This window comes from Roseivirga sp. AWQ4_251, from assembly GCF_056158225.1.
The window spans coordinates 1,896,272-1,919,226 of record NZ_JBSWSW010000001.1 but is presented as its reverse complement, the minus strand read 5'-3'; the positions used below and the strand labels follow the sequence as shown (position 1 = coordinate 1,919,226).

Annotated in this window: 19 protein-coding genes; 14 read left to right on the top strand and 5 right to left on the bottom strand. The window is 38.8% G+C overall.

What is annotated here, in order from left to right; all coding sequences use genetic code 11:
- Positions 1–32: 32 nt before the first annotated feature.
- From ACXACJ_RS08375 to ACXACJ_RS08335, 9 genes are all read left to right on the top strand, one after another.
- On the top strand, positions 33–1,565 hold the full coding sequence (locus ACXACJ_RS08375) for a RagB/SusD family nutrient uptake outer membrane protein (RefSeq protein WP_475133904.1): 1,533 nt from the start codon (positions 33–35) through the stop codon (positions 1,563–1,565).
- Positions 1,566–1,591: 26 nt separating this feature from the next.
- On the top strand, positions 1,592–2,440 hold the full coding sequence (locus ACXACJ_RS08370) for a hypothetical protein (RefSeq protein WP_475133903.1): 849 nt from the start codon (positions 1,592–1,594) through the stop codon (positions 2,438–2,440).
- Positions 2,441–2,568: 128 nt separating this feature from the next.
- Positions 2,569–4,386 (top strand): cellulase family glycosylhydrolase, encoded by a 1,818-nt coding sequence (locus ACXACJ_RS08365; RefSeq protein ID WP_475133902.1) that lies wholly within the window; start codon positions 2,569–2,571, stop codon positions 4,384–4,386.
- Between the two features lie 95 nt (positions 4,387–4,481).
- Positions 4,482–5,333 (top strand): carbohydrate-binding protein, encoded by an 852-nt coding sequence (locus ACXACJ_RS08360; protein ID WP_475133901.1) that lies wholly within the window; start codon positions 4,482–4,484, stop codon positions 5,331–5,333.
- Positions 5,334–5,349: 16 nt separating this feature from the next.
- Entirely contained in the window at positions 5,350–6,780 is a 1,431-nt protein-coding gene (locus ACXACJ_RS08355) for a glycoside hydrolase family 30 protein (protein ID WP_475133900.1), read from the top strand.
- A gap of 14 nt (positions 6,781–6,794) precedes the next feature.
- A complete protein-coding gene (locus tag ACXACJ_RS08350; protein ID WP_475133899.1) occupies positions 6,795–9,098 on the top strand; it encodes a glycoside hydrolase family 3 N-terminal domain-containing protein in 2,304 nt (767 codons plus the stop codon).
- 201 nt (positions 9,099–9,299) lie between these two features.
- Positions 9,300–10,919, top strand: a complete 1,620-nt coding sequence (locus ACXACJ_RS08345) for a DUF6734 family protein (RefSeq protein ID WP_475133898.1) — start codon at positions 9,300–9,302, stop codon at positions 10,917–10,919.
- A 118-nt stretch (positions 10,920–11,037) separates the two neighbouring features.
- A complete protein-coding gene (locus ACXACJ_RS08340) occupies positions 11,038–11,211 on the top strand; it encodes a hypothetical protein (RefSeq protein ID WP_475133897.1) in 174 nt (57 codons plus the stop codon).
- A 31-nt stretch (positions 11,212–11,242) separates the two neighbouring features.
- On the top strand, positions 11,243–11,419 hold the full coding sequence (locus ACXACJ_RS08335) for a hypothetical protein (protein WP_475133896.1): 177 nt from the start codon (positions 11,243–11,245) through the stop codon (positions 11,417–11,419).
- Between the two features lie 47 nt (positions 11,420–11,466).
- Here the strand turns inward: ACXACJ_RS08335 and ACXACJ_RS08330 are convergent, their stop codons facing one another.
- The 3 genes from ACXACJ_RS08330 to ACXACJ_RS08320 are packed head-to-tail and all read right to left on the bottom strand — an operon-like array spanning position 11,467 to position 15,774.
- Positions 11,467–11,961 carry a hypothetical protein gene (locus tag ACXACJ_RS08330; RefSeq protein WP_475133895.1) on the bottom strand — a complete coding sequence of 165 codons (495 nt, stop codon included), beginning with the start codon at positions 11,959–11,961 and terminating at the stop codon, positions 11,467–11,469.
- Entirely contained in the window at positions 11,951–14,161 is a 2,211-nt protein-coding gene (locus ACXACJ_RS08325) for a peptidase domain-containing ABC transporter (RefSeq protein WP_475133894.1), read from the bottom strand. Before ACXACJ_RS08325 ends, ACXACJ_RS08330 begins: the two co-directional genes overlap by 11 nt.
- An 11-nt stretch (positions 14,162–14,172) precedes the next feature.
- Positions 14,173–15,774 (bottom strand): thioredoxin domain-containing protein, encoded by a 1,602-nt coding sequence (locus tag ACXACJ_RS08320; RefSeq protein ID WP_475133893.1) that lies wholly within the window; start codon positions 15,772–15,774, stop codon positions 14,173–14,175.
- Between the two features lie 262 nt (positions 15,775–16,036).
- On the opposite strand from ACXACJ_RS08320, the gene ACXACJ_RS08315 reads away from it, so the two are divergent.
- The 5 genes from ACXACJ_RS08315 (at position 16,037) to arfB (ending at position 19,593) form a co-directional block, all read left to right on the top strand.
- Entirely contained in the window at positions 16,037–16,774 is a 738-nt protein-coding gene (locus tag ACXACJ_RS08315) for a ThuA domain-containing protein (RefSeq protein WP_475133892.1), read from the top strand.
- 80 nt (positions 16,775–16,854) lie between these two features.
- Positions 16,855–17,523, top strand: coding sequence for a GOLPH3/VPS74 family protein (locus tag ACXACJ_RS08310; protein ID WP_475133891.1), 669 nt, complete (start codon positions 16,855–16,857; stop codon positions 17,521–17,523).
- Positions 17,524–17,528: 5 nt separating this feature from the next.
- The gene (locus ACXACJ_RS08305) at positions 17,529–18,737 is read left to right on the top strand and encodes an aminotransferase class V-fold PLP-dependent enzyme (protein WP_475133890.1); all 1,209 of its coding nucleotides are present in this window, start codon (positions 17,529–17,531) and stop codon (positions 18,735–18,737) included.
- Entirely contained in the window at positions 18,734–19,159 is a 426-nt protein-coding gene (gene sufU, locus ACXACJ_RS08300; protein WP_475133889.1) for a Fe-S cluster assembly sulfur transfer protein SufU, read from the top strand. Before ACXACJ_RS08305 ends, sufU begins: the two co-directional genes overlap by 4 nt.
- A gap of 14 nt (positions 19,160–19,173) precedes the next feature.
- Entirely contained in the window at positions 19,174–19,593 is a 420-nt protein-coding gene (gene arfB / locus ACXACJ_RS08295) for an alternative ribosome rescue aminoacyl-tRNA hydrolase ArfB (RefSeq protein WP_475133888.1), read from the top strand.
- A gap of 79 nt (positions 19,594–19,672) precedes the next feature.
- On the opposite strand, the gene ACXACJ_RS08290 is transcribed toward arfB, so the two are convergent.
- The gene (locus ACXACJ_RS08290) at positions 19,673–21,226 is read right to left on the bottom strand and encodes a M20/M25/M40 family metallo-hydrolase (protein WP_475133887.1); all 1,554 of its coding nucleotides are present in this window, start codon (positions 21,224–21,226) and stop codon (positions 19,673–19,675) included.
- A 92-nt stretch (positions 21,227–21,318) separates the two neighbouring features.
- Positions 21,319–22,863 (bottom strand): hypothetical protein, encoded by a 1,545-nt coding sequence (locus ACXACJ_RS08285; RefSeq protein WP_475133886.1) that lies wholly within the window; start codon positions 22,861–22,863, stop codon positions 21,319–21,321.
- Positions 22,864–22,955 lie beyond the last annotated feature (92 nt).

Below are 22,955 nucleotides of genomic sequence, written 5' to 3'. Positions count from 1 at the left end.
GTGAATTCAGGATTAAAATAAATTCTTAAGAAATGAAAAAATATATCAAATACTTGTCATTCTGTACTTTAGCGTTACTTACGCTAGGTGCTTGCTCTGACGAATTCTTGGAGGTTTCTCCCAAGGGTAGAAGTCTTGAAGACAATTATTATAAAAATGAAGCCGAAGCTTACAATGGTTTGGTTGCTGCTTACGATCCAGTGGGTTGGATTGGTGGTAACTTGATTACCAAAGTATTCGCTACAAACTCAGCTTCTGACGATCATTATGCTGGTGGTGGTAACTCAAATGATATTACTGCTGCTCAAGTATGGTCTAACTACACTGTAAGCCCAGCTACAGGACCTCAGGGTACTTTCTGGGGTAAAGGTTTCTCTGGTATTTTCAGATCAAACACTTTGATGGTGAAACTTCCAGATGTAGACATGGACGAAAACTTGAAAGCCAGATTTATGGCTGAAGCTAAGTTTTTAAGAGCGTTCTATTACTTCGATTTGATCAGATTCTTCGAAAGCATTCCTTTGTTGACTGAGCCTATCGATCCTGCTGAAATGTACAATGTAGAGCAAGCTTCTAGAGAAGAGGTTTACGCTCAAATTGAAGCAGATTTATTGGCTGCTATTCCTGATCTTCCTACTCAAGTAGTTAAGTCTACTGAAGCTGGTAGAGCTTCTGAAGGAACTGCAAGAGCGCTTTTAGGTAAAGTTTATTTACAACAAGAGAAATTCACTCAAGCTGCTGAACAATTTGCATTGGTAAATGGAACCCCAGGTTCAACTAGCCAGTTTGGTTATGCTCTTGTTGACAACTTCGCTGATCTTTTCGATTCAGAGAACAAATTCAATAGCGAAGCTATTTTCGAAGTATCTCACACTTCTCTTTCTAACGGAGGTTGGGGGTGTATCGGATGTACCGAAGGTAACGTGTTGAACATTATGTTGGCTCCTCGTGGATACAGCATTAAAGTTCCTGGTGCTGGTGCTCCTGATTACGTTTCAGGTTGGAGTTTCAATCCAATCACTCAAGGTTTAGTTGACGCATACAAATTACCTGGCGACAAATTCGATCCTCGTTACAAAGCAACTGTTTCAAACATCGATAGCTTAGAGCAAGCTGGTGTTGTTTCTTATGAGAAAGGTTACCAAAACACAGGTTATTTCTTGAAGAAGTTTGCTGGATTACAAAAAGACGTTTCAACTGGTGGTGGTAACTACGAATTGAACTTCTTCCAGGATACTTACGAAATCCGTTTGGCTGATACTTACCTTATGGAAGCTGAAGCTTTAGTAAGAGGTGGTGGTAGTGCCACAAGAGCTCAAGCTTTATTGGATGCTGTTCGTGCTAGAGCTGGTGTTGCTTCTGTTCCTGCGACTTTCGATAACATTATGTTAGAAAGAAGAATTGAATTAGCTGGTGAAGGCCACAGATGGTTCGACCTTGTTCGTACTGGAAGAGCTGCTGCTGCGCTAGGAGATAGAGGTTATGTAGAAGGTAAGCACGATAAGTTGCCTATTCCATTATTGGAGCTTTCTAACACCAAGTTAGTTCAAGATCCTAATTATTAATCGGTAGCGATTTAAATACGAAAACAATGAAATCATTTAAGAAATATTCATATCTAAAGTTAGGTTTATTTGCATTATTGTTAGGTGCTTGTACTCCAGAGGATCCAGACTTAAGTCTGGGTTCTCTACCTAGTGCTTCATTTTCAGTGGAGCCAGCTTCTCAAAACAACAGATACGTTTTAACCAATACTACAGAAGGTTCTTTTGCAACTTACTGGGATACTGGTAATGGTTTTGAAGTAGGAGATGATCAGCAAACCATCTTTTTGCCAGATGCTGGTACTTATGATGTAAGAATGATTGCTGTAGCTGCAGGTGGTGTTGATACTGCTTCAGTACAAACCATTAATGTAGCCACTCCTGATCCGGTTGCTGGTAATTTGGTTATGGGTGCTAGAATGGACGACCCAAGCGCTTGGACCTTTTTGAAAATCAACAATGATGATAACGTTACCTTCTCAATTGCTGATGGTAAAATGTTAGCTTCTGGTGGTAACTGGGGGCATGCTGGAATGTACCAAGCCATTGATGTTGAAGCTGGTAAAACTTACAATTTTGCAGCGAGAGTTTCTGGTGCAGGAGCAACTGATGTTTGGTTAGAAGTTTACTTTGGAAAGGTTGAACCAACTCAATTGCAAGATTACAGCGATGGAGGAAACATGATTGGTCTTAACACTTGGGGCGGTTGTGGAAACAGTGCCTTCAATGGTAATTTGGCCAATATTGGCTGTTCAGGAGCTTTGGTTGGCAAAGGTGGTGAAGTAACTTTTGCTGAATCAGGCACCATTTACTTGGTTATTAAGTCAGGTGGTGGAAACCTTGGTACTGGCGGAATCACAATTGATAACGTAGAACTAAGAGGAACCGCTGGTTAAGCCTTAGTTATATTGATATTAAGAAGTTACATCAGTAATAGCTTGCAAAGCATTTAAGCATGTAACCATCTATTATAGGTGTAACTTCTTTCCTTTTTTTCATCACACCTCATTATAAAATAACCCCAATGAAAAAACTGTTTTCGGTTTTACTCACTACTGTATTGCTTTCACTATTTTTTTCACAGGCCCAAGCTCAAGGATTTTTAAAGGCTGACGGACAGAAAATTGTCGATGAAGGTGGCAATGAAATTATCTGGAGAGGTATTGGCCTTGGTGGGTGGATGCTACAAGAAGGATATATGTTGGGCACTGGTGGTCCACAACACACTATTGAAGCAAGAATTGAAGCTTTGGTAGGAAAAGATAAAAAAGAAGAATTCTACGATGCATGGTTGGCCAACCACATGAGAAAAATTGATGTGGATTCAATGGCTTCTTGGGGTTATAACATGATTAGGCTCCCAATGCATTACAAACTTTTTACCCCTCCAATTGAAGAGGAACCAACTGCAGGTGAAATTACCTGGATTGACAAAGGCTTTGAAATGACTGACGCCCTGTTAGAATGGTGCAAAGCCAATAATATATACTTGATTTTAGACCTTCATGCCGCACCGGGTGGTCAAGGAGAAAATGCAGATATCAGCGACTACGATTCTAGCAAGCCTTCACTTTGGGAAAGTCAAGCCAACAAAGATAAAATGATAGCATTGTGGAAGAAATTGGCCGAAAGATATGCTGATGAGCCGAACATTGCTGCTTACGATATTATAAATGAGCCTAACTGGGGCTTTCAAAATCATGCTAATGATTTAAATGGTTGTGCTGAATCAGCTAACACACCGCTGTGGAATTTGCAAAAGGATATTACCGAAGCTATTCGCTCAGTAGACAAAAAACACATCATTGTTATTGAAGGAAATTGCTGGGGAAACAATTACAATGGTTTGCCAAGCCTTTGGGACAACAACATTGTGATTAGCTACCATAAATACTGGAATGCCAATACGCAAGGCGCTATCCAAGGTATGTTGAACATGAGAGCGGATAGAAATGCTCCAATCTGGTTGGGTGAAACTGGCGAAAATTCGAATACTTGGTTTACCAACGCGGTAAGACTTTTCGAAACCAATGATTTTGGTTGGTCATGGTGGCCTTTGAAGAAATTGGGCGGAAATAATCCTCTTCAAATCAAGAGAAATGCTGGCTACCAAAAGATTCTGAATTTCTGGGGGAATAATGGTGAGAAGCCATCAGTAGATGAAGCTTATCAAGCGCTGATGCAATATGCTGAAGACCTGAAATTAGAAAACAATATTTACCATCCTGATGTGGTTGATGCAGTTATCAGACAACCTCATACAAATGAGATCAAGCCTTTCAAAAAACATGAAATTACTCCTGAAGGCGACAATGTGATTTTCGCTTCAGATTTCGATTTGGGCCCAGTGGGTTTTGCTTACTACGACAAGGTTTCTAGTAACACTACAGGAAATGCCGGAGGAGCTACTTGGAACAGTGGTGGCGCATACCGTAACGATGGAGTAGATATTCAATCTACCGAAGATGAAATTACCAATGGTTACAGTGTCGGCTGGATTGAAGCTGATGAGTGGTTGAAGTTCACCGTAGAAGTTGAGAAAACGGGTACTTATCAAATGAATTTGAGAACCGCTTCTTCGGGTGCTAATGGAAGGGTTTCTCTATTTGTAGATGGAGTTCAGGCCACTGAAATTATTGAGCTTCCAAATACTGGCAGTTTCGACACTTGGGGTACAAAAACGGTTGAAGGAGTTTATTTAGAAGAAGGCACACATGTTCTTCAGCTTTACATGAACAAAGGTACTTTCAACCTTAATTATATGCAGTTCTCTGGGCCAAATGCCACTGCGAGTCAGCCAAAGCTGATCGACAAAAAAGGTACCCACGAAAAAAAAAGATAGAACTAACTTTTAATCAGCCGTTCGAAGAGATTCCTGCCGAGCACGGATTTTCACTAAAAGTAAATGGTGAAGCCGCTACTATTACAGGAGTTTCATTGGCTGAAGATTCGCCTCAAAAAATCATTATAGACTTGGAACACGAGCTTTTCTACCATGATGAAGTTTTACTAAGCTACGCTGGTGAAGGTATCAAGAGCAAAGAAGGAGCTGCACTTGAGCCTTTCACTGACGAAGTGATTGAGGTGAAGTTGGAAGGTGGTGTAATACCAACAGAAGTGCCCGGTAAAATTGAAGCCGAAAGCTTTACCGAAAACAATGGTTTTGAAACGGAAACAACTACCGATTCAGGTGGGGGATTGAATGTGGGGTACACCAATAATGGAGACTATTTAGATTTTATAGTTGACGTAACAAAAACGGGATATTATCAAGTTGACTACCGAGTTTCATCAGAAAGTGCTGGTGGTTCCCTTTCTCTGAAAATAGTGAGTTCTACTGGTGTTACTTCTGATATCAGCGAAGTTTCGTTCAGTGCAACTGGCGGTTGGCAGGCATGGAATACCGTAACCGGAACCATGGCTCAACTGGAAGAAGGACTCGCTACTTTAAGGCTACAAGCTACTTCGAACGACTTCAATATTAACTGGTTTAAACTTTCATTTATTTCTGAAGGGCCTCCAACTTCTATTCCTGAAGACCCTTTCGTAGATAACGTTCTGAAAGTTTACCCTAATCCGAGCGAAGGAAACTTCACTTTGGAGTTCCTGAATGGTTATTCCCCGAAAAAGATCACGCTACTTGATGCTTCTGGCAATCTGGTTTCAAATTTAACTCCTCCTGTAAAGGACAATAGCTTGAAAGTTGAGCAGAATTTGCCTACCGGATTTTATATAGTAGTGATCGAAAATGAGAAACAGAAAAACACCAAGAAAATAATCATTCACTAAACACGACTACAAATTAATGAGCTACTCAGCCATGAAAAGATCTTCATTTACATACGGTTTGGTTTTGTCGCTGTCCTTCAGTTTTTGGGGATGTCAAAGTTCCCAAAAATTTGAAGGCAGCGCCTTTTCTATGATCTCAACTGCCGATCAGACCGAACTTTTAGATGTAAAGAATATTGATAATAATCAACAGATTACCGCCAATGCTCCGGTGATTACTGTCGATCCAAGCAAGCAATTTCAGTCTATCGATGGATTTGGATATACGCTAACTGGAGGCAGCGCCATGCACATATTCAATATGGAGCAATCAGAAAGAACTGCGCTTTTGACAGAACTTTTTGGTGCTGGCAAAGATGATATTTCCGTGAGCTATTTGCGCTTGAGCGTTGGTGCATCAGACCTTGATCCTGCACCTTTTTCATATGATGATTTACCAGAAGGCGAAACAGATGAAGAGTTGAAGCACTTCAGTTTAGATAAGGATCAGCAGTATTTAATTCCTGTTTTGAAAGAAATCCTTTCTATTAATCCAAGGGTGAAGCTAATGGGTTCTCCATGGTCGCCTCCAAAATGGATGAAGGATAACAACGACACGCGAGGTGGTAGTTTGATGCCTAAATATTACGAAGCATATGCTCAATATTTAGTGAAATACATTGAAGGTATGGAGAAAGAAGATATCCATATTAACGCACTTACGGTTCAAAATGAACCACTTCATCCAGGGAATAACCCAAGCTTGTTAATGCTAGCCGAAGATCAAGCTGAGTTTATAAAAAATCATTTAGGGCCAGCTTTTGAAAAAGCAGGAGTTAAAACAAAAATCATTGTGTACGATCATAATGCCGATCGTCCTGATTATCCAATCACAATTCTGAACGATCCTGAAGCTAAAAAATATGTTGATGGTTCTGCTTTCCACCTTTATGGAGGAGAAATAGAGGCATTGTCTGATGTTCATAAAGCACATCCAGATAAGAATTTATATTTCACAGAGCAATGGATTGGTGCGCCAGGTAATTTTCCTGGAGACATTTCTTGGCATACAAAAGAGTTGATTATTGGAGCGACAAGAAACTGGTGCAAGACTGTTTTGGAATGGAACTTGGCGGCCGATTCTAATATGGAACCTCATACGGACAGAGGCGGTTGCGATCGTTGTTTGGGAGCCGTAACGATTGACGGTAATGATTTCGTTCGAAACCCAGCGTATTACATCATTGCTCATGCTTCTAAATACGTGAAGCCAGGTTCAGTTCGCATTGATTCTGATTTGCCAATTGGTTTGCCAAATGTGGCCTTTAAAACTCCTGAAGGAGAAATCGTAGTCATCGTTTTGAATGAAGGAGAAAAGGCACAAGATTTCACCATTTCGGTAAACGGTCAAACTATTCCTGGACAATTACAGTCGGGCTCTGTCGGTACTTTTGTGTGGAAGTCTTAATAAATCGATTATAAATGACCTTGAAAAAAACAATTTTAACCCTCTGTTTGATTCTGATCGGAGGATTTATGGCGAAGGCTCAACAGAGCACCGACCAGAAAATTGAAGCTTTAATCAAGCAGATGACCCTCGAAGAAAAAGTGGGTCAAATGGCACAAATTACATTGGATGTAGTAGGGAAGGGTGACAACCGTTATGCGAGTTATGAGCCTTTGCAACTGGATGCCGATGCACTTAAAAGAGCGCTTGTAGAATACCATATTGGTTCTGTTTTAAACACAGCCAACAACCGTGCGCTTACTCCAGAAAAATGGTTCAGCATTATCAGCGAAATTCAGGAAGTGGCTATGAGTGACACTCGCCTGAAGATTCCGGTAATTTATGGTGTTGATGAAATCCATGGAGCAACCTATACTGCAGGTGCTACAATGTTTCCTCAGCAAATTGCTCAGGCAGCTAGCCGAAATAGAGAATTAGTTAGAAAAGGGGCAGAAATTACAGCTTACGAAACCAGAGCCAGTTCTATTCCTTGGAATTTTTCTCCTGTATTGGATTTAGGAATGGACCCTCGCTTTTCTCGCATGTGGGAATCCTTTGGCGAAGATCCTTATTTGACTACTGAATTGGGAGTTCAAATGATCAATGGCTATGAGGGTGATGACAATAATATTGGCGACCCAACGCATGTGGCTTCTAGCTTGAAACACTTTTTGGGCTACCATGCTACTGTTTCAGGAAAGGATAGAACCCCAGCAACGATTTCGAATACCGCACTGAGAGAATATCATTTGCCTTCTTTCAAAGCTGCTGTTGAAGCAGGAGCTCATACCGTTATGGTGAATTCCGGAATCATTAATGGAATTCCGGTTCACGCGAATTATGATTTGCTTACAAAACTTCTAAAAGAAGAATTAGGCTTTAAAGGTTTAGTCGTTACAGATTGGGCAGATATTGAGAATCTTCAAAGAAGAGATAGAGTTGCAGAAACCAACAAAGAGGCAGTGATGCTGGCTATTAATGCTGGTATTGATATGTCTATGATTCCTTACAACTATGAGCCATTCTGCAATGATTTGGTGGAGTTGGTAAAAGAGGGTAAGGTGAAAATGAGCAGAATTGATGATGCTGTGAGAAGAATTTTGAGAGTAAAATTCGCACTTAATCTATTCGAAAAGCCAACTACCAACATCAAAGATTATCCAAAGTTTGGCAGTAAAGAGTTTGAAAAGGCCTCATACGATATGGCTGCCGAAGCCATTACCTTATTGAAGAACGAGAACAGTGTTCTTCCTCTAAAGAAAAACGCTAAAGTGTTGGTTGCTGGCCCAAATGCTAATTCTATGAGAACCTTGAATGGCGCTTGGACTTACTCTTGGCAAGGTGAAAAAACTCCTGAGTTTGCCGAGCAATACAATACAATTTTAGAAGCCGTTCAGAATAAAGTCGGAAAAACAAACGTGAGTTATGTTCCTGGTGTGAGCTATAAAATGTCGGGTAACTATTACGAAGAATTTGCAGACAAAATGGAAGAGGCAGTAGCCAAAGCCAAGGATGCAGATGTCGTAATTCTTTGTTTAGGAGAAAATACATACACTGAAAAACCAGGAGATTTAAATGATTTGTATATATCCGAATTGCAAACTGAATTAGCTCATAAAATTGCTGCCGTAGGTAAGCCAGTAATTTTAGTGTTGAATGAAGGTCGCCCTAGAGTGATTAGTCGTTTTGAAAGAGAAATGACAGGAATCGTGCAGGCTTACTTACCAGGTAATTTTGGAGGCGATGCGCTAGCCGATGTTTTATATGGGGATGTCAATCCATCAGGAAAATTGCCTTATACCTACCCAAGGTACCCTAATGCAACGATTTCTTACATTCATAAACCTTCTGAAGAGCAGAAAAAGGCTGAAGGGGTTTATAATTATGAGGCGGATTATAACCCTCAATTCCTATTTGGACATGGTTTGAGCTATACAACTTTTGAGTACAGTGATTTAAAACTGGAAAAGCAAAAATATAAGAAGGGAGAAAAAGTTAAGGTTTCTGTTAAAGTGAGCAACACTGGTAAAATGGCAGGTAAAGAAACGGTTCACTTGTTTGTGAGCGATCTTTATGCTAGCAGTGTTACACCAGATGTAAAAAGACTCAGACGATTTGAGAAAATCGATTTGGCTCCAGGAAAGAGCCAAACTTTAACCTTTGAGTTGAGCGATGACGATCTTAGCTATTTCGATAGAAATGCTAAAAAGATTGTTGAAGCAGGAACCTTTGAGATCTTAATTGGCGGTCAGAAAGTGCAATTCGAGCTTGCCAATTAGGCTGTAGTTTTCACAGTCAATCGGCCTTCCTAAGCCCCAGGTTTATTGGCAAGGCAAAATAACGCCCCATTCTACCTCTTCATACAAGGTGGATGGGGCTATTTTTTTAATATCACTTCAGAATCGACTTTTGATTTCATGCTACTGGCTTAATTGAATAAAATATTGATGCTATATTGTTATTTTTAATAAATAATAATTATGAAAATTGTTCAGACTTTCTGGACCGGAAATCATCAAGGTAAACCTTTGGCATTAAGGGCGGGTTGGCTTTCAGCAGAATTACACTGGATGTCTTGGGCTTTAAGCTGCAATCTTTTGAGACGTCATTATGATCGGGTAGAACTCTACACTGATAAGCTTGGAAAACACATTCTCATAGATGTTTTGAAACTTCCATACACTGCAGTTCATTTAGTTTTTGACGACTTTCAAGTACCACATTCCGATTTGTTTTCTTTGGCTAAAATAAAAACGTATAGCCTCCAAACCGAACCTTTCATCCATATAGATGGCGATGTGTTTTTATGGAAAGCCTTGCCCAATCGATTGCTGAGAGCACCATTGATTTCTTCGAATTTGGAGGAAGATTTATACTTCAATGAAAATATTCTGAGAGATATTCAGGAGCACTTTAAAAATGTACCCTCACATCTAATTGACGTATTGAATCAAACGAAAATCCATTCTGCCAATGCTGGAATCATTGGAGGGTATGATTTGGCTTTTATCAAAGAATATACGGGCACTGCTTGGAAGATTGTAAATGAAAATCTGGATTACCTTTCACAGATCAATGTAAAGGAACTGAACTTTCTCATTGAGCAGGTTTCGTTGTTTTATTTGGCAGAAAAGAAAGGAATGACAATTCATTATTTGATGGAAGAGCCAGTAACTCATCCTTTATATGAGGATTATCTGAGGTTTGCCGATGTGCCTGATGTTGAAATGATTCATACGGTAGGAGGGTGCAAGCGAAATGTATTTGTATTGGACCACCTTTTCAATAGACTTAGGTTGGAATTTCCTGGGAGTTATTTTCGAATAATTCAAGAATGTAAAAGGGCGTCTGTTCCTTTGTATGTTAAGCTTTACAAAGCCTTGAATTTGGATGGGGCTGCCGATGAACTAGAAAATAAGCTGAAGACTCCTTCTTTATTTGCTCAAAGTTTTGATTCTGAAAGTGAACTCAAAAGAGAATTAGATTTCAAAAGTGCGTTTTTTAGGTCCATTCGATTGGCAGAAATTCTTTTCTCAGTTCAGGTTACTTGTCTTGATGATTTAATAGACATTGCAAATCATCCTGATTGCTTACCTCAGTTCAAGGAGGTTTTTCTTGTAGAAAATAAAAGAGTGGAATTTTTTAATCTTCAGATGAAATATTTGTCTTCAGGATTCATCTATTCAGATTACATATCGAATTATAAAAGAACGGCTGCTTTGACTTGCTTTGAAGATTTGAAACAATGTACGTTTCAGCAAAGTAGCCAAGCTTCCTTTCTCAATTTGGGATGGGTATGGGCCGATAATACTAAAAGTGTTGAAGAAATATTGAGTGATAATTTAAAAGCAGCACAAAGTGAGATACTTGGCAGCTTTCAGTTTAACCCAGTTTCAGTTTCTATTCAAGAGGCATATCATGATGATCTTGATGCTATAATTCTCAATCACCTTTCCACTAGTAAAACAGCCATGCAATTGGCGGACGAAATTCTTCAATATTTTGAAGGTGAGATTAGTGTTGATAATCCTCAATACCAAGTATTACTGTTCGACACGATTAAAAGATTGTTTTTTGGAGGTATGATAATGTATGTATAGGCATTTATTTTGTATATAAAAATAATTATGATGTTGATTTGATTATAAATTTTGAATTTAAACATTTAGTGTTTAGATTAAATGAAGTTTTTAATCGTTAACCTTAATAATTTTTGCTATGAAAAAGTTAAACCTAGGGAAGGAACTCTCGAAAAATGAACAAAAGAAAGTAATAGGTGGAGTGAAAATCTACTGTGAAAACGGAGATGTCATTACGGCTGGCTCTAGTTGCGATGGCCAATATGCCTATTGCCCAGCTACAGGAAGAGGTGCAACTCTTTATTGCGGCTAATTTTTAAATATCACACTCAAAAATCAATTGTATGAAAAAGTTAAATCTTGGAAAAGAGCTCTCTAAAAACGAGCAGAAAAAAGTGTTAGGTGGTGCCAGAGTAACATGTTCTAATGGCGAAGTTTTCTATATTGGAACAACTTGTGAATCAGTAGCTGGCTATTGTGCAGGAACTGGTAGAGGTTATATGGCTAGTTGTTCCACTTGATAAATTTGCATTAAGATAGAGTATTAAGGGGACTAGAAATAGTCCCTTTATTTTTGTTCCAAACCTTTTGATATATTCAAGTTTCTGCCAATGTCCTCTAGAAGTTTAACGATAAATCTTTCTCTTTTAATTTCGACTTTTAAAACGATCTCTTTATCTGGATTGAAAGATGGAATGAAATCTTTTTCAATAAATATTTGATGGTTATTGTCGATACTCAAGATGACAGAAGGATGATCCTTAAACTCAAAAACCACGGATTTTATTTCTGAACTGGAAAGACCACTAATATTTCCTAGTTCATAGAAATAACCGGACTCTGTCCGATTCAAATCGGATGTATTGAGAGTAATAATTTCTTGTTCAGGGATTCGAACAAACCAGCCGAGTAAGCATAGACCAAGAATACAGCTAATGAGAATAGGTACGGCATAAAAGGAAACAAATTTGTTTCTGTAAGAAACAACCTCTTCATAGGCCACAGATTTTAGTAATGTTCTTTTCGGTTCTTCTTGCAAGCTTTCAGGCATATCAATTTCCAAGTTCAAGTTGGTTTTTCACGAGTTCATAATACCTTCCTTTTATTTCAGTAAGATATTGATGGTTTCCTTCTTCAATAATTTCTCCGTGTTCTAGCACAACAATGTGGTCAGCGTTTCTTACGGTGCTTAGTCGATGAGCTACTACAATTACAGTTCGACCTTCAAAGAAATGATTGAGTTTTTCAACAATGGATTTTTCATTATTAGCATCGAGTGAATTTGTAGCTTCATCAAAGAAGAGGAACTGAGGGTTTTTATAAACAGCCCTAGCGATCAGTATTCGCTGTTTTTGGCCTTGGCTAATGCCTTGACCTTCGGAACCCAATAAAGTATTGAAGCCATTCGGTAATTCATCAATGAATGAAAGAATGTTGGCTATGTCACAAGCATGCCTTAATTGTGCTTCGTTTGGATTTTGCTCTCCAACCGCAATATTTTTCGCTACGGTATCATTGAAAATGAAGCCGTCTTGCATAACCGTTCCGCAATGCCTTCTCCAGAAAGAAGGACTTATTTTATGCAAATTGCTATCGCCAACCTCTATTTTTCCATCGTACTGTTTGTAGAATTTTAGTAAGAGTTTTAACAGGGTAGTCTTGCCGCTTCCGCTAGAACCCACAATTGCGGTAACCTTTCCTTCTTGAATGTTAAGATTGATATTCCTCAAGACAGGATCGTGATTTCCAGGATAGGTGAAAGCTAGGTTCTGAACAGAAATGCTTTTGTTTTCAGGTAAAACTTTAATAGGAGCCAGTGAAGAATCTTCTTCGTCTTGAATAGCATGAACTTCGTTGAGCCTTTCCATGCTGATCTTTGCTTCTTGTCCTTTTTGAATAAAGCTAATTAATTGCTCAATCGGGCTGCTCAGTTGACCTATTATATATTGGATGGCCAACATGGCTCCGAGTGTGAGTTGACCTTCTATGACCAGCTTAGCTACAAAAAATGTGATAAAAACGTCTTTCCCCTGATTTATAAGAGTGGCACCACCTTGCTGTATTTGAGTATATGAAAGGTTTTTGAAACTCAATTTGAAAATTCTGGACTGAATTGCTTCCCATTCCCATCGTTTCAGGTGTTCGGCATTGTTCAGTTTAATTTCCGGCATACCTTCAATCAATTGAAGAGTAGCACTGTTCTCCTTGGAAGACAAATAGAAATTCTGGTAGTTGATTTTTCTCAACACTTTTAAGAATATCTGAATCCACAGAAAGTATAGAGTGCTCCCTGCCATGAAAATGAAAAAGAGCCTATGGCTATACAATGCCAGAATGCAGGCGTAAATCAAGAAATTGAAGATGGAGAAAAACGTGGTCAGAGCAGAACCAGTAAGAAAGTTTTGAATCGTTTTATGATCCCCAATTCTCTGCATAGTATCTCCAACTTGCCCTTTGCTGAAATAGCTAATCGGTAATCTTGTAAGCTTGATCCAAAAATCAGATAGAATTGACAGGTTTAAAATGGAAGAGACCTGCAGCAGTAATCTATTACGAATAAAGTCAGCCGCATTGGTACTTAAAACCAGCATCAGTTGAGCTACTAAAACAATGGATATGAATGATAGATTTTGATTTCTGATTCCAGTATCCACAATGCTTTGGGTAAGAAAAGGAAACGCCAACTGGAGGATGGAAGTAATCAAAAGAAGGAAGAAAACCTGACTGAGTTCCCAAGTGCTTTTCCTTAAATATCTCAAAAGCCACTTCCAACTTAGACCTGTATTCGATTCACTTTTTTGATCGTAGAACTTAGAAGATGGATCCAGAAGTAGGGCAGATCCCACAGGTTCATCGTCAGAACTGTATTGTGTACTGATCCAATGTTCAAGAAATTCCTTCTTTGAAAGTGTTAAAACACCCTTTGCCGGATCGGCTATCTTTATCTTTTTATCGCCTTGAAAAGATACTGCTACTGCATAATGGTTTTGATCCCAATGTAAAATACATGGTAGAATAGCATGTTTTGAAAGTTCCTTATAAGTAAGGTGAGCACCTCGAGTTCTGAACCCTAATTCTTCAGCGGCTTCGCTCAACCCTAAAAGCGTAACCCCTCTTTTCGACTGCCCGGAAAGCTCCTTAATAGTTTCTAAGGTAAAGTGTTTGCCGTAGAATTGTGAAATCATGCGTAAGCATGTTGGCCCACAATCCATGGCGTTTAACTGTTTATAAAAAGGGAATTTCTTAAATAGATTACTTTTCAATGCTCTAAAAATTATTGAGGAACAAGAACGCTTTGCTTTTGGCTTTTCAGAATTTCAATAAAGTCTGAAGCAAATAAAAACAGGTCTTTAAAAGTGTGTGGGTTGGGCATTTCGTACCCATTAATGAAAAACGCTGGGGTTTGCTTGATCTGCATTTGGTTACACCAAATAATGGATTGAGAAATGAGCTGATCGTAAAACTCAGGTGGTCTGAGTTTATTCTTATTGTGCGTGTTCCATTTTTGAATGTCATTTGTTTCAAACCAGTCACTCAAAATCTGGTGTATCCCCATATTTGAATTTGAGGCTAAACAAGCTTTGAGAATTTGTTCTACGGCCTGATGTTTTTTGCTCGCTCGGTCAAAATTTTTCAATCTAAACCTAATTGTAACTCCAATGTCCTCACGGTGCTTGTAAAGAATTTTATCCAGTTCAGCATGAGCAGTTGCACAAGCAGGGCAGTAGGGGTCGCTCACCATCAAGATCTGCAAAATTCCATTAGGGTTTCCATAGGTCAAATCATCATCCCATTTTCTAACATCTATCTTCTTTTCCAAAGGAAGGAGGGCGGCAAACCACTGCGGGTTTTGCCTCCATTTTCTGATTTTTACTCGTTGTGGACGCGAATATCTGGCATCTAGAATAAAGGGCTTTAATAAAAGCCAGCATGAAGAAATTAATACACTCATGCCAAATAATAACAGGGAATTCAAGCTAGGAAAACCGAAGAGTTCACTCTGAAGGGGCAAGGTTTGAAATGCTAAAAATCCCAGTTGTAACCAAATAACCAAGGAAATCATCAAACACATTTTGCACCATGATTTGATTTTTAGTTGGTAGCCGAGAGATACTAAAGACATTGAGGCAGCGACCACGTAAGTGAAACTTAGAATCCCTAAAACTTCCGTTTCAGGAATTGAAGTGCTTAGTAAAAGAAATAGTGTGAGGGAGAAAAAGTATACGCCAGAAAGGTCTGCTAGACCGATATCTCCTGCAACTTTGGCAAGTTTAGAAGAAAGAACTTTGTTGCATCCATCATCATCCACATTGCAAAAAGTATCTGAGATGCTGGTTGTAATGCCTATACTATAAAAGACGATTGATGCCGAAAAAGCTAATCCTAGGAGTGCAAAAATCAGATAAACAAGTTGGTGAGTTGAACTGGCGTTTATTCCTGCTGAAGTTAATACAGTAATGCTCAGAAGTAGCAGAATACCTGAAGTAAGTTTATGAGTGTGTTCTCTTTTTAAATAAGCTGAATGTTCTTCATGATCGATTTTTTGGTTTTCCTCTAGCATCAGAAAAACACCACTCCATTCATTTATAAAAACTGATTTTGGCTCGTCCTTGGGGTGTTCTTTTATGATTTTAAATGCTTCTCCATTTTTGTCATCAAGCATGTGAGCTAAAAAGGGAGGATCAATTTCATTAATTCTCTTTTTGTCGTCTATCTCTGCTGCGTAGTATTCAAGTTGAAATTCATCAAGTAAGTCTGTAAGACTGTTCAGTGCTGGGTAGTTCGGGTGCGATTCCAACCTTTCTCGAACATATACTTTACTGGCCTTAATTCCCGAAGCTTTTAAAAATTGAAACGAAGTGAGGTGAAAGTCCATTTCAGTGCTTTAATATTTGATTTTTCAAATTTTGATTTGTTTGAAGTAGATAAACTAATAATTAAATAAGTGTAAAGCTACTTTTTGCTTTTCTTTTAGTTATTAATTTAAATGTGATTTGCAATCGTATGCGTTTGGAGAGAATTACAAGAAATGAGGTTATTCAATCTTTACATCAGATAAGCTGCGACCATGTAAAAATTGCGTTTAAAACGGGGATGTTTTGGTAATTTAAAATCTAGCCTTTTAGATAATTAGCTCCATGAAAAAACTTTCAATTCTACTATCAGCATTCTTATTAATCACATGTTTTTCTTGCCAAACTGATTCAAAAAGTGGAAAGGAAAAGGTCGTATTGGTTTTTTCAAAAACGGCAGGCTATCATCATCAGTCTATACCAGATGGTATGGAGGCCGTTCAGAAACTGGGAATAGAAAATGGTTTTAAAGTAGACACCACTACCAATGCTGCTTTATTTACTGCGCAAAACCTAGAGAAGTATGATGCAGTCATTTTTTTGAGCACAACGGGAGATGTGCTTAATTCAGAGCAGGAGAAAGCTTTTGAAAACTACATAAAATCAGGAGGCGGCTATGTAGGTGTGCATGCTGCGGCTGATACCGAATATGAATGGCCATGGTATGGCAAGTTGGTTGGAGCTTACTTTCTAAGTCATCCCAAAATTCAAGAAGCCGTGTTTCAGATTAAAGACCATGACTTTGCTGCTACGAGCTTTTTGGAGTCAGATACTTGGGTGAAAAAGGATGAACTTTATAATTATAAAGACATTAACCCAGATATCCACGTGGTAATGACTATAGATGAAAGTTCTTATGAAGGAGGCGAAAATGGAGATTTTCACCCGATGAGTTGGTATCATGCTTACGATGGCGGACGCGCTTTTTATACGGCAATGGGCCACACAAAGGAAAGCTATACAGATGCTGATTTCCTCAAGCATTTCTTAGGGGGAATTCAATACGCAATGGGTGAAAAATAAGGCTCTTGCTTAACTTTCTGCTTTATCTTATTTCGAACTCAGTAAATCTTTCCTAGTTTGGTATTTCTAACAGAAAAATCATGCAGCTCAATCTTATTGAAGAGTTCCTTCTTATAGCCTTAGATGATGATAAAGGTCAGTTTGTAATTGATTCAACACACCTTTATCATGGGTTTGCGGGGGCAATTCTTCTAGAAATGGCCTTGCGTGAAAAGATTGATGTTACAGGAGAAACAGTTAAGCTAATCAATAGCGAATACGAGATTGAGATGGCTATAAATAAGGTCATTGATCAAGTTAAAGATTCAAAGCCGAGGAAAGTAAAGGAGTGGATTGAAGTTTTGGCTAGGCAAGCGGGTGAGCTAAAAGAAGACACACTTTTAAGGTTGATTAACAAAGGGATTCTGCGAAAAGAAGAACACAAAATACTGTGGATCATTCCAAATAATAAATACCCAACTTCGAATATAACACCTGAAAACAAAGTTCGTCAACGATTGAGTGATGTGATGATTCGCGGGGCCAAATCTGAAACACATGACATCATGTTGCTCAGTTTGATTAATGTTTCTGATTTAACCAAAGAGGCTTTTCGAGATAAAGAAGAATACAAGGTGGTGAAGAATAAGATTAAAGAGGTAACGCAAGACATCAAAATTAGCCAAAGCATTAATAAAAGTATTCGTGAAATTCAGGTGGCTATGATGTCTACCATTATTGTCACTACAGCTGCCTCGGGTTCTAATTAATCTCTATGTTGGATGTTCGTGACCAATTCCCAATTTTTCAGAAATCAATAGAGCGCGGAAAACCGCTGATATACTTAGATAACGCATCTACGGTTCAGAAACCGAAAAGGGTAATTGATGCAATTTCAAATTTCTATAGCTGTGAATATGCCAACGTTGGTCGAGGAATGTATTGGCCAGCTACAGCGACAACCCAAAAATATGAAGCTGTTCGAAAGCAAGTTCAAGCATTTATAGGTGCGGCTTCTTCAAAGGAAATCATTTTTACATCGGGAGCTACAGATGGTATAAATAAAGTAGTTCAATCGTGGTTACTGCCTTGGCTTGAAGAGGCTGATGAAGTGATGGTAACCGAAATGGAGCATCATGCAAACTTTGTTCCTTGGCAACAAGCCTGTGATTTGAAAGGAGCCTATTTTAAAGTAATTCCCCTGCTTGCAGATGGATCGCTGGACTTTGAATTCTTTAAAAAGGAAATCAATGCTAAAGTGAAAATTCTGGCGATTTCAGGCCTATCAAATACACTTGGGGTAAGAAATGAGCTAACGGAAATCATTAAAATTTCCCATTCACATGGCGTGAAAATATTGGTCGATGCCTCTCAACTCATATTACATGAGAAACTGAATGTGGTAGATTGGGATGTTGATTTTGTGGCATTTTCAGGTCATAAAATGTTTGGTCCTACTGGTATTGGCATATTGTATGGTAAGGAAGAACTTTTGAAAGAAGCTAGACCTTTTGCTTATGGTGGGGGCATGGTTCAAGATGTTGACTTGAGTAAAACTAAGTTTGCTGACTTGCCAAATAAGCACGAAGCGGGAACTCCCAACATTGCTGGTGTGATTGGTTTGGGAGGAGCTATCACTTTTATTGATTCAATTGGTGTAAATGCGATGAGTTCGCACTGTGCCAAATTGAAACAATATACAGTTGCTCAATTAACTGAAATTGAAGGGATTGAGTTGTATACTCCAAATCACGATTCATCAATCTTATCTTTCAATCTTAAGAATATTCATGCTCACGATGTGGCAGCTTTTTTGGCAAATTCCGGAATTGCCGTTCGAGCGGGGCATCATTGTACTCATCCATTGGTTAAAAAAATGGGTGTTGCGGCAACGGTTCGTATTTCATTTTCCATTTACAATACAATAGAAGAAGTGGATAGGTTAAAGGAAGTTTTGATGGAAGTAAAAGCCTTTTTTGAATGAGTGAAGATATTCAAGCTTTGTATAAGATCCATATTTTGGCTCATGCAAAGAATCCTTTTCACGAAGGGATTTTGGAAGAATATTCACTTGAAATTAGGGCGTACAATCCTATGTGTGGAGACCAATTCGATTTGTACTTACAGCTAAAGGATGAAAAGGTTGTAGATGCATCTTTTAAAGGAATGGGCTGTGTAATTTCCAAGGCTTCTACCTCCGTTTTGGTGAAGCACATTATAGGCAAAACAAAATCTGAAATTGGTGAGTTGGTTGATTTGTTCCTCCAAATAATTGATGAAAACTCTACCGTGAAACCTGAGGAACTGACAGATGATTTAGAGCTTTTGGCCTTTGCAGCAGCTCGTCAATTTCCGGAAAGAAAAACCTGTGCTGATTTGGCATGGCAACAGCTTAAAAATTTATAATTGAGAATTGAACCGTGTTTGACCCCAAAGAAATATCGCAAAGAGACTTTACTCCTGAATTTGAATTTCAAACTTCGAGGAGTTCTGGGCCTGGTGGTCAAAACGTGAATAAGGTAGAAACTCGGGTAAGCCTTAAATTTCATGTAGAAAACTCTCAATTGCTTTCAGATGAAGAGAAGGAGCGTTTATTGAAAAAGTGGGCTTCTAAACTTTCTAATGATGGTTTTCTTTCTATTCATTCTGAAAAACATCGAAGCCAACTTCAGAATAAAGAGGAGACCATTTCGATTTTTCGTGAGTTGATTGAAAAAGCTTTCACAGATCCCAAACCCAGAAAGAAAACAAAACCTTCGAAGGCTCAAGTTCAAAAACGGATTGATGGCAAGAAAAAGTTAGGAGAGAAGAAGGCGATGAGAAAGCCTCCAAAGTTTTAAAGAAAGTGTTGTTTGCGACACATGTTTAAAAAAATCTGAATCTAGTTCAGTGCGAGCACAAACAACACTTTCCTATGTATTAATCCATTCCGCCTTTACGGTTAGCATTTCTTGGAGAAGGCCATTCCATTTGTCTTCCAGAACGTGGATTTACAGGTAATACAGCTTTATCTCTAGGGAAAGTTTGATCGTCTTCGCAAGCCATGTAAACCAAAATTGCAGTTAGGATAGCGTTGCTTTGAACATCGTCAAAAACAATTTTATCATAAGTGTCTTTGTTGGTATGCCAAGTGTAAGTTCCATAATCCCAGCTCGTTGAGCTTAAGCTGAAACCTGGAGCACCAGCAGCTACAAAAGAAGCATAATCAGAACCGCCACCGCCTGGAGCACCAGGGAAGTTAGTATTGATCTGACGAGTGATTTCGCGAGGAACTGCAGACAACCATCTGGTGATGAATTCATAAGAATGCAAGAAACCTTGACCGCTGATGTTTACAACTCTACCAGTTCCGTTATCTTGATTGAAAAGCGCTTGAAGGCCTTTAATAACTTCTGGATGATCTTCCACAAAAGCACTAGAACCGTTTAAACCTTGTTCTTCGCTGCCCCAATGGCCTACCATGATAGTTCTTTTTGGATTTGGATAAACCTTTTTCAAGATTCTCATAGCTTCCATCATTACCAAAGTACCAGTTCCGTTGTCAGTTGCTCCAGTTCCACCGTCCCAAGAATCGAAGTGAGCAGAAAGCATTACGTATTCATCTGGCTTTTCAGTGCCTTTGATTTCAGCAATGGTATTGTAAGTTGGCATTACGTCTAAGTCTTTAGAAGTAACTTTTACCGTGATTTTTGGCTTATCGCCATGCTCAGCCATTCTGAACAAAGTTCCGTAATCTTCTAAACCAATGTCGATGGTTGGCACTTTTGTAGTGTAAGCACTGAAAATCTTGTTCGCACCGAAACCTCTAGACCAGTTTGAAATCAAAACGCCAGCTGCTCCAGCTTCTTCAAGGGCAGGAGGAAGGGTTCTTGTATTCAAACCTGTGTTTCTTACTCTGTCTCTCCAAGCAGCAGTCAATTGGTTTCTTTCCTCTTTCATTTTTTCGAAAGATTCTGGCGTACCGTTTTTCTCCCAGTTGTAATCAGGGCGACCAGTAGGCTGGGCCATATCTACCAATACAAACTTACCTTTGATGGTTTTCAACCAGTCTTTAAATTCAGCTTCATTGGCAACATCGCCTAAAACAACCACTTCGCCAGTTACTTCTTTTCCTTTGGTAGAAGGGCTCCAAGCCAATTGCATAGCTTCAAGAGATTTTATGCGAGGCTCAACCATGTCAACGTGGGTGATTCCGCGTTCCCAGCCTTTCCATTCGCCCCACTTTTCGTTTTCAGCATCAATACCCCAGCTTTTGTATTTAGCTACCGCCCATTGGTTGGCCGTGTTCATTTGTGTGGTTCCTACCAAACGAGGCCCGTTTTTGTCTAAAAGTTCGTAGGCCAATTCTTTCAATTGCGAGTTTTCCGTGGCCTCCTTCACAATTTGATCAACAACAGCTTTATTGTCTTGTGCGTAAGCCGAAAAGCTCAAACAGAAGGCAAAAAGCATCAAAAATGTAGATGTTCTTTTCATTACGATAGTTTTGGATTATGCCCGAAGATATTAACTAAAAGTCAAGCAACACTGACCGATAGTGTAAAGGTTTTGGCAGGAAACCAGGTGACTTACTTCAAGCCCTTAAACTTATCTTGAACTACTTGCTGCACAGGCCTATTTTCAATTTTACTCTGAAGCCAGGAAAGAATGTCGAGATATAAGAAAGGCCTACGTTCGTACAAGTCATCATTGAGCAGCGAAAGTCGATCGTGTAAAAGCTGAAACTCTTGTTTGAGCTCATCAGGTTTGATCTTTCCTGATTTTCTCAAAAACTGAAAGATTTCCTTTTGAACGGCTTGCTGATCGTTCATTTTTCCAATGAATTGAAAAGTGGATTTGATTTGGTATTCCAAATGAAAATCTTGCCCATCTTCAAAGTGAGCGATCAGGTTAAGGATTCTAGCAAAACAGTGAATGTCTTCCCTAAGGCTTAAATCTTTGAAATAGATAATTTTGTTTAAATAGAAGATCGCCTTTCTGTAATTACCGTTTCCAAAATAGAGAGAAGCAATTTTATAATAGAACATCAACACGCGTTCCGCATCGATTTTTCCTTCATAATCATCGAGCTTTTTCAGCAATTTAGGAATCAATTGAACCCCAGCTTCAAAGCTGCCTTCCATAAAATGCTTATTGATTTTAGAAACGTATAAAAACTTGAATATCAATATTTCAGTGTTCAAGTCTTTAACAATGTCTTTGTTTTTGGAAAGCTGTTCTACTTCATTTAAAACTTCGCAGAAAACCGAATAATACTGAAGTTGAAAGAGCGCTGCTAAAAGGTTGCGATAACCTTTGATGAATAGAGCAGGTTGCTTTATCGCCATATTTGGGTTTTGCTTAAAAAGGTCTACCCAAGCTTTTGCATGTTTATACGAATTAGGGAAATTCTGAACGATTTTATTATACCAAACATGACTTTGATGGTAATAGAGTTGCTCATAAAAGCTCAGATTTTCAATGTTTACCTTAGGCAAATTCTGCCGAAAATATGAGCTCACTTCGTTAAAATCGGCTTCGTTTTTTGCGTAACCTTTATGTAAAAATAGGCTATAAAGGTTGAGCGTTAAATTTGAAAGTTTATGTGCTGAAGTAACAATTTCAGCCGTTTCGTTTACCTCATTGGTGAGTTCTTCAGCTCGGTTTTCAAAGCTTCTTGTAATGTATTGAGACTCGATCATTTTCTCGAATTCCATGATTTCGAGCGCAATGGTGAAATGCTTTGCATCCTTCGCCTGATTCTTTGCGCGTTCGAGCAGTTTTAGGGCTTGCTTATAAAAACCCTTGTTATAAAGCACTTTTGCGTGGTCGAGACTTTCACGAAGTTGAATATCTATATTATGTCCAATATGGAAATGGCGTAAACTGCCCAAAATTTGTTTGTAAAGGTTGGCTTTTTGATTGGAGAACTGTTCCTTTTTAATGCTCTTCACTTTTTCCAAAATCGCCTTGTCATCGTAAGCTTTCATGGATTCCATGGCATCGAAAAGTTTTACAAACTTCACATCCTCAGAGCTTCCGCTTCGGTTAACGAACATTCTAAAATGCCTCTTCTCAGATTTCGTCAGCGATTTAATCAGCTCGAAAAGTGGATCGCGTTTTTGATTAGCCATTGTATTTTCTTTCTCCCAATGATTTGACTGTCAGTAATATAAGTCTATTCGAAGCTTTTTGGAAATAGTAGAAGCTTCGCCATAGGTTTTGG

Excerpts from the sequence above, each read along its gene's own strand:
- ACXACJ_RS08365 (WP_475133902.1), top strand. The coding sequence starts at position 2,569 with ATGAAAAAACTGTTTTCGGTTTTACTCACTACTGTATTGCTTTCACTA.
- ACXACJ_RS08315 (WP_475133892.1), top strand. The coding sequence starts at position 16,037 with ATGAAAAAACTTTCAATTCTACTATCAGCATTCTTATTAATCACATGT.
- ACXACJ_RS08340 (WP_475133897.1), top strand. The coding sequence starts at position 11,038 with ATGAAAAAGTTAAACCTAGGGAAGGAACTCTCGAAAAATGAACAAAAG.
- ACXACJ_RS08320 (WP_475133893.1), bottom strand. The coding sequence starts at position 15,774 with ATGGACTTTCACCTCACTTCGTTTCAATTTTTAAAAGCTTCGGGAATT.
- ACXACJ_RS08355 (WP_475133900.1), top strand. The coding sequence starts at position 5,350 with ATGAGCTACTCAGCCATGAAAAGATCTTCATTTACATACGGTTTGGTT.
- ACXACJ_RS08290 (WP_475133887.1), bottom strand. The coding sequence starts at position 21,226 with ATGAAAAGAACATCTACATTTTTGATGCTTTTTGCCTTCTGTTTGAGC.
- sufU (WP_475133889.1), top strand. The coding sequence starts at position 18,734 with ATGAGTGAAGATATTCAAGCTTTGTATAAGATCCATATTTTGGCTCAT.
- ACXACJ_RS08345 (WP_475133898.1), top strand. The coding sequence starts at position 9,300 with ATGAAAATTGTTCAGACTTTCTGGACCGGAAATCATCAAGGTAAACCT.
- ACXACJ_RS08305 (WP_475133890.1), top strand. The coding sequence starts at position 17,529 with ATGTTGGATGTTCGTGACCAATTCCCAATTTTTCAGAAATCAATAGAG.
- ACXACJ_RS08310 (WP_475133891.1), top strand. The coding sequence starts at position 16,855 with ATGCAGCTCAATCTTATTGAAGAGTTCCTTCTTATAGCCTTAGATGAT.
- ACXACJ_RS08350 (WP_475133899.1), top strand. The coding sequence starts at position 6,795 with ATGACCTTGAAAAAAACAATTTTAACCCTCTGTTTGATTCTGATCGGA.
- ACXACJ_RS08375 (WP_475133904.1), top strand. The coding sequence starts at position 33 with ATGAAAAAATATATCAAATACTTGTCATTCTGTACTTTAGCGTTACTT.
- ACXACJ_RS08335 (WP_475133896.1), top strand. The coding sequence starts at position 11,243 with ATGAAAAAGTTAAATCTTGGAAAAGAGCTCTCTAAAAACGAGCAGAAA.
- ACXACJ_RS08285 (WP_475133886.1), bottom strand. The coding sequence starts at position 22,863 with ATGGCTAATCAAAAACGCGATCCACTTTTCGAGCTGATTAAATCGCTG.
- ACXACJ_RS08370 (WP_475133903.1), top strand. The coding sequence starts at position 1,592 with ATGAAATCATTTAAGAAATATTCATATCTAAAGTTAGGTTTATTTGCA.